This is a genomic window from Pseudomonas sp. GL_139_B (genome assembly GCF_057834475.1).
The window spans coordinates 6,157,724-6,169,615 of sequence record NZ_CM174403.1; the positions used below are offsets into that span (position 1 = coordinate 6,157,724).

At 59.8% G+C, this 11,892-nt stretch carries 9 protein-coding genes; 3 read left to right on the forward strand and 6 right to left on the reverse strand.

The genetic code is table 11. From position 1 onward, the window contains the following. Nucleotides 1-163 precede the first annotated feature (163 nt). The gene (locus AC3ISI_RS28285) at nucleotides 164-1,084 is read right to left on the reverse strand and encodes a LysR substrate-binding domain-containing protein (RefSeq protein ID WP_489334755.1); all 921 of its coding nucleotides are present in this window, start codon (nucleotides 1,082-1,084) and stop codon (nucleotides 164-166) included. Nucleotides 1,085-1,242: 158 nt separating this feature from the next. Between AC3ISI_RS28285 and AC3ISI_RS28290 the strand changes: the two genes are divergently transcribed. Further along, on the forward strand, nucleotides 1,243-2,637 hold the full coding sequence (locus AC3ISI_RS28290; RefSeq protein WP_489334756.1) for a NorM family multidrug efflux MATE transporter: 1,395 nt from the start codon (nucleotides 1,243-1,245) through the stop codon (nucleotides 2,635-2,637). Nucleotides 2,638-2,746: 109 nt separating this feature from the next. Here AC3ISI_RS28290 and AC3ISI_RS28295 read toward each other — a convergent pair whose 3' ends face one another. Next, nucleotides 2,747-4,420 (reverse strand): putative bifunctional diguanylate cyclase/phosphodiesterase, encoded by a 1,674-nt coding sequence (locus tag AC3ISI_RS28295; protein WP_489334757.1) that lies wholly within the window; start codon nucleotides 4,418-4,420, stop codon nucleotides 2,747-2,749. Between the two features lie 263 nt (nucleotides 4,421-4,683). Here AC3ISI_RS28295 and rep point away from each other — a divergent pair, with 263 nt between their 5' ends. After that, nucleotides 4,684-6,693 carry a DNA helicase Rep gene (gene rep, locus AC3ISI_RS28300; protein ID WP_489334758.1) on the forward strand — a complete coding sequence of 670 codons (2,010 nt, stop codon included), beginning with the start codon at nucleotides 4,684-4,686 and terminating at the stop codon, nucleotides 6,691-6,693. A gap of 70 nt (nucleotides 6,694-6,763) precedes the next feature. Further along, nucleotides 6,764-7,336 carry a xanthine phosphoribosyltransferase gene (locus tag AC3ISI_RS28305; protein ID WP_027926370.1) on the forward strand — a complete coding sequence of 191 codons (573 nt, stop codon included), beginning with the start codon at nucleotides 6,764-6,766 and terminating at the stop codon, nucleotides 7,334-7,336. Nucleotides 7,337-7,449: 113 nt separating this feature from the next. On the opposite strand, the gene AC3ISI_RS28310 is transcribed toward AC3ISI_RS28305, so the two are convergent. The 4 genes from AC3ISI_RS28310 to alr form a co-directional block, all read right to left on the reverse strand. Continuing rightward, a complete protein-coding gene (locus AC3ISI_RS28310) occupies nucleotides 7,450-9,372 on the reverse strand; it encodes an acetyl-CoA hydrolase/transferase C-terminal domain-containing protein (RefSeq protein WP_489334759.1) in 1,923 nt (640 codons plus the stop codon). A gap of 136 nt (nucleotides 9,373-9,508) precedes the next feature. After that, nucleotides 9,509-9,925 (reverse strand): c-type cytochrome, encoded by a 417-nt coding sequence (locus tag AC3ISI_RS28315; protein WP_489337803.1) that lies wholly within the window; start codon nucleotides 9,923-9,925, stop codon nucleotides 9,509-9,511. Between the two features lie 183 nt (nucleotides 9,926-10,108). Next, nucleotides 10,109-10,657 carry a cupin domain-containing protein gene (locus AC3ISI_RS28320; RefSeq protein ID WP_007947433.1) on the reverse strand — a complete coding sequence of 183 codons (549 nt, stop codon included), beginning with the start codon at nucleotides 10,655-10,657 and terminating at the stop codon, nucleotides 10,109-10,111. Between the two features lie 128 nt (nucleotides 10,658-10,785). Continuing rightward, nucleotides 10,786-11,859 (reverse strand): alanine racemase, encoded by a 1,074-nt coding sequence (gene alr / locus AC3ISI_RS28325; protein WP_489334760.1) that lies wholly within the window; start codon nucleotides 11,857-11,859, stop codon nucleotides 10,786-10,788. Nucleotides 11,860-11,892: the final 33 nt, after the last annotated feature.

The window sequence follows — 11,892 nt, forward strand, 5'->3', positions numbered from 1 at the left end:
AATAGAGGTGAACCCATTCGCGAGCTCGCTCCCACACTGGATTTGTGATCGACACAAACCCTGTGGGAGCGAGACCGGCTTGCCGGCGATGGCTATCTCAGAGGCGCCTCAACGAAACCGGTCAGCCTCATGCCGCAAGATCGCCGCCAGGCTTTGCAGCGAGTCAGCTCAGGTGCTCGACCGCCGGCAAATCCATGGCCCGAACCTCACCCAAGAGAAAATCACTAAGGCGGCGCAAACGTTCACCCCCGGGGCGGGTTTTCGGCCAGACCAGGTAATAATTCTCGCCGCTGGCGACTGCCGTCGGCCACGGCAAACTCAGACGTCCCTGCGCAACATCCTCCGCCACCATCAACAAATCGCCCATGGACACGCCGTAGCCTCGGGCGGCGGCGATCATGCCCAGCTCCAGAGTGTCGAACACCTGGCCGCCCTTGAGCGAGACTTGATCGGTCAGGCCCATGCGCTCCAGCCAACTGCGCCAGTCACGGCGATCGGGCGTTGGGTGCAATAGTTCGGTGCTGGCCAGGCGCGCGACGTCCCACGGCTGATCATTGAGAAGATTCGCCGCGCCGACCGGAATCAGCTCCTCCGGGAATAACAACGTCGCCTCCCAGTCCGGCGGAAAATGCCCGCTGCTGAGGATCACGGCGCAATCGAACGGCTCCTGATTGAAGTCCACCGAGTCGATGTCCATCCAGGCGCTGGTCAGCTGCACTTCATTACCCGGTTGCAGGTGCCGGAAACGGCTGAGTCGCGCCAGCAACCAGCGCATGGTCAAGGTCGACGGGGCTTTCATGCGCAGGATGTCGTCTTCGGCGCGCAAGGTATTGCAGGCGCGCTCCAGGGCAGTGAAACCATCACGAATGCCCGGCAGGATCAACCGCGCCGACTCGGTGAGTTGCAAATTGCGCCCGCTGCGGTGAAACAGTCGACAGGCAAAATGCTCTTCAAGCGTACGAATGTGCCGACTGACCGCACTCTGAGTAATCGACAGCTCTTCGGCGGCGCGGGTAAACGAGCTATGCCGTGCCGCCGCTTCGAATGCGCGCAAGGCATATAAGGGAGGAAGACGACGAGACATGAGGAAAGGTCCTATAGCGCAATCCGGCTACCCTAGCAGAAACTCTTCAGCATGAGTCTGACTCATGCTACCCATCCTTTTTATCCCTTTGTGCAAACCCCGTGAAGCGCCGAGAATCGACGCTTTCCAGTTCTCCTTGATAATCGAGCGTGATGACCATGAAGCATCCAGCGCGTATTGAACTCTGGGCCATTCTGCGGCTGGCGGGGCCGTTGATTGCCTCGCAGTTGGCGCACATGCTGATGGTCCTCACCGACACCTTGATGATGGCGCGCCTGAGTCCCGAGGCATTGGCCGGTGGTGGTCTGGGCGCGGCGACTTACTCGTTCGTGTCGATTTTCTGCATCGGCGTCATTGCCGCCGTTGGCACTTTGGTGGCGATTCGTCAGGGCGCGGGCGACATCGTTGGCGCTGCGCGACTGACTCAGGCCGGATTGTGGCTGGCCTGGTTGATGGCGCTGGTGGCCGGGCTGCTGTTGTGGAACCTCAAACCCGTCTTGTTGCTGTTTGGCCAGACTGAAAGCAACGTCCACGCGGCCGGGCAGTTTCTGCTGATCCTGCCGTTCGCCCTACCCGGCTACCTGAGTTTCATGGCCCTGCGCGGTTTCACCAGCGCCATTGGCCGCGCAACACCGGTCATGGTGATCAGCCTCGGCGGCACCGTGGCCAACTTCCTGCTCAACTATGCGTTGATCACCGGAATGTTCGGCCTGCCGAAAATGGGTCTGGTCGGTATCGGACTGGTGACGGCGATTGTCGCCAACCTGATGGCAGTGGCGCTGGCGCTGCACATTCGCCGGCATCCAGCGTATGACGCGTACCCCTTGCGCCAGGGACTGTCACGGCCAAACCGTCAGTACTTGAAAGAGTTGTGGCGCCTGGGCCTGCCGATTGGCGGCACGTACGCAGTGGAAGTCGGGCTGTTTGCGTTCGCCGCGCTGTGCATGGGCACCATGGGCAGCACACAACTGGCGGCGCACCAGATTGCCCTGCAAATCGTATCGGTCGCGTTCATGATTCCAGCCGGGCTTTCTTACGCGATCACCATGCGTATCGGACAGCACTATGGCGCCGGGCAATTGCTCGATGCGCGACTGGCCGGACGGGTCGGCATTGCCTTCGGCGCGGCGGCGATGCTGGGTTTTGCGATGGTTTTCTGGCTGCTGCCAAATCAGTTGATCGGCCTGTTCCTGGACCACAACGATCCGGCGTTCCGGCCTGTCATTGAACTGGCGGTGAGCCTGCTGGCGGTCGCGGCCTGGTTCGAGCTGTTCGACGGTACGCAAACCATCGCCATGGGCTGCATACGCGGGCTCAAGGATGCCAAGACCACATTCCTGGTCGGCTTGGGTTGCTATTGGCTGATTGGCGCACCGGCCGCGTGGTGGATGGCCTTTCATATGCACTGGGGGCCGACGGGCGTCTGGTGGGGGTTGGCGCTGGGACTGGCGTGTGCGGCGGTGAGTTTGACGCTGGCGTTTGAGTGGAAGATGAAACGGATGATCAAACAGGAGCCGTCGTCACAGCGTTTCGACATCGCCCAGACCGAGTGAGATCCCCCTGTGGGAGTGAGCCTGCTCGCGATTGCGGTCTTTCAGTTAATAACTATGTTGACTGATACACCGCTATCGCGAGCAGGCTCGCTCCCACAGTTGTTTTGGGTTAGCCCACGACTTCCAGTGCAGGCTGCTGGCTGCTGTCGAAGGTCAGATAGTTAACCAGCTCTGCCAGCGGCAACGGCTTGCTGATCAGATACCCCTGAACCTGATCACAGCCAAACCCGCGCAACAAATCCAGCTGTTCCGCTGTTTCCACCCCTTCAGCAACGACCTCAAGATTGAGGTTGTGCGCCAGATTGATCATCGCGTGGACCAGTTTACGGTTCTCTTCACGTTCTTCCATGCCGCCAACAAAGCTCTTGTCCACCTTGAGCAAGGCGATTGGCAGGCTGTTGAGGTGCACGAAGGACGAGAACCCGGTGCCGAAGTCATCCAGCGAGAAGCGCACGCCCAGTCGTCCGAGGGCGTCCATGGTTTGCTTGACCAGATCGCTGCGGCGCATCACGGCGGTTTCGGTCAGTTCGAACTCCAGCCACTGCGCTTCGACGCCGCGTTCGGCAATCAACCGGCTCAGCGTGGAGAGCAATTGGCTGTCCTGAAATTGGCGGAATGACAGGTTGATCGCCATGTGCAACGCCGGTAAACCCTGTTCGCGCAAAGCCTGCATGTCCCGCAGCGCCCGGGAAATCACCCAGTAACCCAGCGGCACGATCAAGCCGCTTTGCTCGGCCAGCGGGACGAATTCGCTCGGTGGCAGCAGACCGCGCTCGGCGTGACGCCAGCGCACCAAGGCTTCGAGACCGACGATCTGGCCGTCGGCAAGATTCAGGCGCGGCTGGTAATGCAGTTCCAGTTCGTCACGGCGCAAGGCCCGGCGCAGCTCGCTTTCAAGGTCGGCCATGCTGCGTGCGTTGCGGTTGATGCGTTCGTTGAAAATGTGAAAGGTGCAGCCTTGGGTACTCTTGGCTTGCTGCATGGCGATGTGCGCGTGCCACATCAGCGGGTCAGCCCCGGCGTGCACCCGAGCATGGGCAATGCCCAGACTGGAACCAATCAACAGGCTTTCGCCGTCGACCCAGTACGGTTCGGCCAGGGCTTCGGTAATGCGCTCGGCCATCCATTCGGCGCGCTGAGGCGCACGGCGGGTGTCGATCAGCAAGGCGAATTCATCACTGCCCAGGCGCGCCAGCTGATCGCCGGCCTCAAGCTGGCTTTTCAGTCGCGCGACCACTTGCAGGATCAAGCGGTCGCCAGCCTGGTGGCCGAGGGCATCATTGGCGTGACGAAAGTTGTCGAGGTCAAGGTGACCGAGTGCCAGGCCGCGGCCGTCGTTTTCCGCCAGACGCGCTGCCAGCAAGGTCTGAAAACCCTGGCGGTTGGCGATACCGGTCAACGGATCTTGCTCAGCCAGACGCTGCAGCGTGTTTTCCAGCAAGCCACGCTCACGCACATGCCGCAGGCACCGGCGCAGCATGCCGGCATCGAGCAGATCACGCACCAGCCAGTCACTCACGCCATCGGGCGTCACCAATGGCTCGTGTTCGACTAATAAAACCGTCGGCAAGCTGCAACGGCCAGGTAGCGGCTGAAGCGCAGGAACAGTCAATAACACCGCGTTGCGGTTGTCATCGAACAAATTGCAGACCGACTCCCAGCTCGGCGCACTGATGAGCACGGCCGAGCTCCCCATTGGAGCCAGACACTCACGCAACAACGCTACCCACGCTGGCTCTTCGGCCAGTAGCAGCAAACGCAAGGGTTCGACAGGCGTAGACAAGCTAGCTCCCTAGACTCTGCAAGGATGTAGGCGGCAGGCATTATGCCGCGCCGGTAACCAATGACCAAATGACATCAGTTATCAAAAGCAATTTTGTGTCTGGAATCCGAACATTAGCCGCACATTCACCGCGCATCCTGCTTGAAAGTATCAAAACCGGCAATTAGAGAAAGCGAGTTGTGTCACAAGTCGGACAGAGCAGCACAATTCGCTGAGCCTGTTAAAATGCCGGCCCATTTCACAAATGACTCCCTGAATTCTGTATGTCCCGACTCAATCCCCGGCAGCAAGAAGCCGTGAGCTACGTCGGCGGCCCTCTTTTGGTGCTCGCCGGCGCAGGCTCCGGCAAGACCAGTGTGATCACGCGCAAGATCGCGCACCTGATCCAGAATTGCGGCATCCGCGCCCAGTACATTGTCGCCATGACCTTTACCAACAAGGCCGCGCGCGAAATGAAGGAACGGGTCGGCACCCTGCTCAAGGGCGGCGAAGGCCGGGGCCTGACGGTGTGCACCTTCCACAACCTGGGCCTGAACATCATCCGCAAAGAACACGTGCGGCTGGGCTACAAACCCGGCTTCTCGATCTTTGACGAGGCTGATGTCAAAGCCCTGATGACCGACATCATGCAGAAGGAATACGCAGGCGACGACGGCGTCGATGAGATCAAGAACATGATCGGCTCGTGGAAAAACGACCTGATCCTGCCCGCCGAAGCCCTGGAAAATGCGCGCAATCCCAAGGAACAGACTGCCGCCATCGTCTACACCCACTACCAGCGCACGCTCAAGGCGTTCAACGCGGTGGACTTTGACGACTTGATCCTGCTGCCGGTGAAGCTGTTCCAGGAACACGCCGACATCCTCGAAAAGTGGCAGAACAAAGTCCGCTACCTGCTGGTGGACGAATATCAAGACACCAACGCCAGCCAGTATTTGCTGGTGAAATTGCTGATCGGCACTCGCAACCAGTTCACCGTGGTGGGCGACGACGACCAGTCGATCTACGCCTGGCGCGGCGCGCGCCCGGAAAACCTGATGCTGCTCAAGGACGACTACCCATCGCTGAAAGTCGTCATGCTGGAGCAAAACTACCGCTCCACCAGCCGCATCCTGCGCTGCGCGAACGTGCTGATCTCGAACAACCCGCACGAATTCGAGAAACAGCTGTGGAGTGAGATGGGCCACGGCGACGAGATCCGCGTGATCCGCTGCCGCAACGAAGACGCCGAAGCCGAGCGCGTAGCCGTGGAACTTCTGACCCTGCACTTGCGCACGGATCGGCCGTACAGCGATTTCGCGATTCTGTATCGCGGTAACTACCAGGCCAAGCTGATCGAGCTGAAACTGCAACATCACCAGATTCCGTATCGTCTGTCCGGCGGCAACAGCTTTTTCGGTCGTCAGGAAGTGAAAGACCTGATGGCCTACTTCCGCCTGATCGTGAACCCGGACGACGACAACGCCTTCCTGCGGGTGATCAACGTTCCGCGCCGGGAAATCGGCTCGACCACGCTGGAAAAGCTCGGCAACTACGCCACCGAACGCAAAATCTCGATGTACGCCGCCACCGACGAAATCGGCCTGGGCGAGCATCTGGACACGCGCTTCACCGATCGCCTGTCGCGCTTCAAGCGCTTCATGGACAAGGTGCGCGAGCAGTGCGCCGGCGAAGATCCGATCTCGGCACTGCGCAGCATGGTCATGGACATCGACTACGAAAACTGGCTGCGCACCAACAGCTCCAGCGACAAGGCTGCCGATTACCGCATGGGCAACGTCTGGTTCCTGATCGAGGCGCTGAAGAACACCCTGGAGAAAGACGAAGAAGGCGAGATGACCGTCGAAGACGCCATCGGCAAACTGGTCCTGCGCGACATGCTGGAACGTCAACAGGAAGAGGAAGACGGCGCCGAAGGTGTGCAGATGATGACCTTGCACGCCTCCAAGGGTCTGGAATTCCCTTACGTGTTCATCATGGGCATGGAAGAGGAAATCCTCCCGCACCGCTCCAGCATCGAAGCCGACACCATCGAAGAAGAGCGCCGCCTGGCCTACGTCGGGATTACCCGCGCGCGCCAGACCCTGGCCTTCACCTTCGCCGCCAAGCGCAAGCAGTACGGCGAAATCATCGACTGCGCACCAAGCCGCTTCCTCGATGAGCTGCCGCCGGACGATCTGGCCTGGGAAGGCAACGACGACACGCCCGTTGAAGTCAAAGCCGTTCGCGGAAATACCGCATTGGCGGATATACGCGCGATGTTAAAGCGCTAGAATTGAGCACTTTTTAACCGAACACTTTTTGACAAACTCGGCGCACATGGCGCCAGTAGAGGAAAGCTTCATGGAAGCACTGCACCAGAAAATCCGCGAACAAGGCATCGTGCTTTCCGATCAGGTCCTGAAGGTAGACGCCTTTTTGAACCACCAGATCGACCCGGCGCTGATGAAGCTGATCGGTGACGAGTTCGCTGCGCTGTTCAAGGACTCGGGTATCACCAAGATCGTCACCATCGAAGCCTCGGGCATCGCCCCGGCGATCATGACCGGTCTGAACCTCGGCGTGCCGGTGATCTTCGCCCGCAAGCAGCAGTCCCTGACCCTGACTGAAAACCTGCTGTCGGCGACCGTTTACTCGTTCACCAAGAAGACCGAAAGCACCGTGGCGATCTCCCCGCGCCACCTGACCAGCAGCGACCGCGTGCTGATCATCGATGACTTCCTGGCCAACGGTAAGGCATCGCAGGCGCTGATCTCGATCATCAAACAGGCCGGCGCAACCGTGGCGGGCTTGGGTATCGTCATTGAGAAGTCATTCCAGGGTGGTCGTGCAGAACTGGATGCACAGGGTTATCGCGTGGAATCCCTGGCTCGCGTGCAATCACTGGCTGGCGGCGTCGTGACCTTCATCGAGTAACCCCTCCCTGTAGGAGCTGGCTTGCCAGCGAAGCCGGTGTAACAGCCACATTAATGTTGGATGTAACGGCCTCTTCGCTGGCAAGCCAGCTCCTACAAGGGGTCTGGTGGCTGCTATTGCGTGGTGGCTTTCAGGCCGGTCAGTAGCAGGCGCTGAAACAAATCCTCTTTCAACCCGTCAGGATTTGTCAGTTGCATCCGCTCCAGATGCTCTGGAAACATCGAAGCCTCCGGCGCATCTAGTGCTGCTTTGCCCAGCTCCAGAATCTCCGCCAGCTTGAACTTGCTCTTCAACCAGTTCAGCGCCCGCAACACGTCGCGTTCCACTTCGGTGAAATCACAACCTAGCGGATATTCCGGAAACTGGTTCGGGTGCCGCGCCTGAATCGCCTGTAAACGTTCCGGACTGTTATCGGCGAAACGTGGATCGATGCGGAAATCCTTCGGAAGCTTACCCACGTTCTGCGCTTGCTCGATCAACCCCGACTGAAACCGCGAATCGCTGATGTTCAGCAACGCCTCGATCACGGCCGCATCCGTTTTGCCGCGCAAGTCGGCGATGCCGTACTCGGTGACCACGATGTCGCGCAGGTGCCGGGGGATCGTGCAGTGGCCGTATTCCCAGACGATATTCGAACTCACATCCCCACCAGACTCGCGCCAACTGCGCAGCAGCAGCACCGACCGCGCACCTTCCAGAGCATGGCCCTGGGCGACGAAGTTGTACTGCCCGCCCACGCCGCTGAGCACTCGCCCGTCTTGCAACTGATCGGCCACACCGGCACCCAGCAGGGTCATGGTGAACACGGTGTTGATGAAGCGCGCATCGAGGCGCTGCAAGCGTTTGAGCTCTTCCTGACCGTACAGCTCGTTGATGTAGCTGATGCGGGTCATGTTGAATTCGAGGCGCTTGCTTTGCGGTAGCTCGCGCAGGCGCTCGTAGAAACTGCGCGGCCCTAGGAAGAAGCCGCCGTGGACCGAGATGCCATCGGTTTGCGCGGCGTCATCGAGGGTGCCGGCGTTCGCCTGTTGCTGAGTCGGCACATCCGAGTAGACCTTGCGTCGCACGATTCCGGCATCGGCCAGTACCAGCAAGCCGTTGACGAACATTTCGCTGCAACCGTACAGGCCTTTGGCGAACGGTTCGAGGCCGCCTTCGCGGTCGATCAACTGCGCCCACTGGCTGAGGTTCACATCGGCCAGCAGCGCCCTGTAACCTTCGTTGTCAGCCTGCCGCGCCAGCAACGCAGCGGTCAGCGCATCGCCCATGGCTCCGATGCCGATTTGCAACGTGCCGCCATCGCGCACCAGCGCACTGGCGTGCAGGCCGATGAAGTGGTCCTGGAAGCCCACCGGCATGTTCGGCGTGGAAAACAGCGTGGTGCTGTCTTTTTCGTCGATCAGCAGATCGAAGGTGTCGATGCCGATTTCGGCGTCGCCGAGCATGTAAGGCAAATCGTTATGCACCTGGCCCACCAGCAGGATTGTCTCCCCCGCCGCCCGGCGTTTGGCGATCATCGGGAACAGGTCGAGGGTGATGTCCGGGTTGCAGCTCAGGCTCAGGCGATCGGGATGCTCGCAATGACTGGCCACCATCTGCGCGACCAGGTTCAAACCGGCGGCGTTGATGTCCCGCGCGGCATGGCTGTAGTTGCTGCTGACGTAATCCTGCTGAGCCGATGCGCTATGCAGCAGGCTGCCCGGTTGCATGAAAAATTGCTGGATGTGAATGTTCGGGGGCAGGTTGTCGCGTTGCAGGCCGGCGAGGAAATCCAGTTCCGGATAGTCGCCAAATACGCGTTCGATGAAGGGCTCAAGAAAGCGCTTCTGCAAACCATCGCCCAGTGACGGGCGGCCCAGGCACAGGGCGGTGTAGATCGTCAGCTGCCGCTGCGGCAATTGCGCGATGCGCCGGTACAGCGCGTTGACGAAGTGGTTGGGTTTGCCCAGGCCGAGGGGCAAGCCCATGTGAATGTGCGCCGGCAACCGCGCCAGTACGTCATCGACCGCCTGCTCGATAGAACACAGCTGCACCATCTGATCCTCCCTTAACATTCCGTGAATCGGGGTTGGACCGAGCTTGCCGGGTCTTTGCTGCAATGAACAGTCTCAGACACAAATCGCAGGCACAAAAAAACCGCTCGAAAGCGGTTTTTTCGCTGAAGATGTGGGCTTATTTCAGGCCGGACATCTTCTCGATTGCACCCTTCAGCTCAGGGTCGGAGCAGTCGGCACAGGTGCCTTTTGGCGGCATGGAGTTGATGCCGCTGATGGCTTTAGCCAACAGACCATCAAGCCCGCCCTGTTCTTTGGCTCGTTTGCCCCAGTCTGCGGCGTCGCCGATTTTTGGCGAGCCCAACAGGCCGGTACCGTGGCAAGCGTTGCAATGTTTAGCAATCACTTCGTCCGGGGTTTTGGCACCGCCACCACCGCCAGCGGAAGCGGCCACTTCCATGCCCTTGCACTCTTTGCCCTGTACACAGACCTGACCGACCGGTTCAAGGCGTTTGGCAATATCGTCGTTCGTCGCAGCTTGAGCGCTGACAGCCCAAAAGGCCAATACGGTTGCTGGTACAGCCAGCATTTTCATAATTAGATTCACGCGTTCACCCTCAATGGTGGCTAGTCACGCCTACGGCCACGGTTCGCAGGCGGGCGCAAGTATAGCGGTAAGCCCGTCACACTGAAACAACCCCAAAGTCGAAGGGGTCTTACACTGCGGCGGAAAAACTGCCCGGGTGCCTCGGCCTGACTGGCAGGACCCCTTCTTTACTTAGAAATTCGCCGGTGTCGCTGCGCTGATTAGTCGCGCCGGCGCATCGAACGGATTTCGGAAACGGTGTGGCTTGGTACTTTCAAAGTAGTAGCTATCGCCAGCTTCGAGCACAAAAGTTTCCAGCCCGACCACCAGCTCCAGTCGACCTTCCACCAAAATGCCGGTTTCCTCACCCTCATGGGTGAGCATCTCGTCACCGGTGTCGGCGCCTGGGGGATAGATTTCATTCAGAAAGGCGATAGCCCGGCTCGGATGAGCCCGGCCGACCAGCTTCATGGTCACGGCGCCATCGGAAATGTCGATCAGCTCGTTGGCCTTGTAGACGATCTGCGTCGGTTTTTCCTGCAGGATTTCCTCAGAAAAGAACTCGACCATGGACATGGGAATCCCGCCCAGTACTTTGCGCAGCGAACTGATCGAGGGGCTGACGCTATTCTTCTCGATCATCGAAATCGTGCTGTTGGTGACACCCGCGCGCTTGGCGAGCTCACGCTGCGAAAGGCCTTTGAGCTTACGGATGGATTGCAGTCGTTCACCGACGTCCAATGCTTGCGCCTCCAGGGATTCAGGTTGTTGGAATATTGAGCGTTATCATGGCGACAGCGTTCAGTATTTACAACACTTGGGCCTGAATCCTGTGGGGCGAGGCGACTTTCGGTTTCGACCGTCGGCTGTCAGCCCTCGGAATAGAGCAGTGGCACCCGGCGCAGATTGCAGAAAATCTGATACGGAATCGTGTCCGCTGCCGCAGCCACATCGCTGGCGAGGATGTTTTTACCCCATAACTCGACGGTCGAGCCGAGACCGGCTTGCGGCACATCGGTCAGGTCGATGCAGAGCATGTCCATCGATACACGGCCGATCAACTGGCTGCGTTGTCCGGCGACCATGACTGGCGTGCCGGTCGGCGCGTGACGCGGATAACCGTCGGCATAGCCCATGGCTACCACGCCAACGCGCATCGGCTTTGGCGAAATGAACCTGGCGCCGTAACCAATCGGCTCGCCGGCCGGCAGTTCACGCACGCAAATCACTTTGGATTCCAGGGTCATCACCGGTTGCAGGCGAGCGGCCACAGTGTTGGCTTCTTCGAACGGCGTCGCACCATACAGCATGATGCCGGGGCGAACCCAATCGCTTGGAATCTGCGGCCAACCCAACACGGCCGGCGAGTTGCGCAAGCTGACTTCCGCCGACAAGCCTTCACGCGCGGCTTCAAATACCGCGACCTGCTCAGCGCTGGACTGTTCGTGCAACTCATCGGCGCGGGCGAAGTGGCTCATCAGCACAACCTTCGCGACCTTGCCGCTGGCCAGCAGCCGTTGATAGGCCGCCTGATAATCCTTTGGGTTCAGACCGACGCGGTGCATGCCTGAGTCGAGCTTGAGCCAGACGGTGATCGGCTTGCTCAGCGTGGCCTTTTCAATGGCTTCAAGCTGCCACAGCGAGTGCACCACACACCAGAAATCGTGCTCGACGATCAGCGCTAATTCATCGGCTTCGAAGAACCCTTCCAGCAGCAATACCGGCGCCCGAATGCCCGCCGCGCGCAATTCCAAAGCCTCTTCGATGCAGGCCACGGCAAAGCCGTCGGCCTCGGCTTCCAGCGCTTGGGCGCAACGCACCGCGCCATGGCCGTAGGCATCGGCCTTGATCACCGCGAGGGCCCTGGCCCCCGTGATCTCACGGGCGATCCGGTAGTTGTGACGCAGGGCTTGAAGGTCGATCAGGGCACGGGCTGGACGCATGGCGGCAGACTTCTAGGCGGTCATGGGAATAAA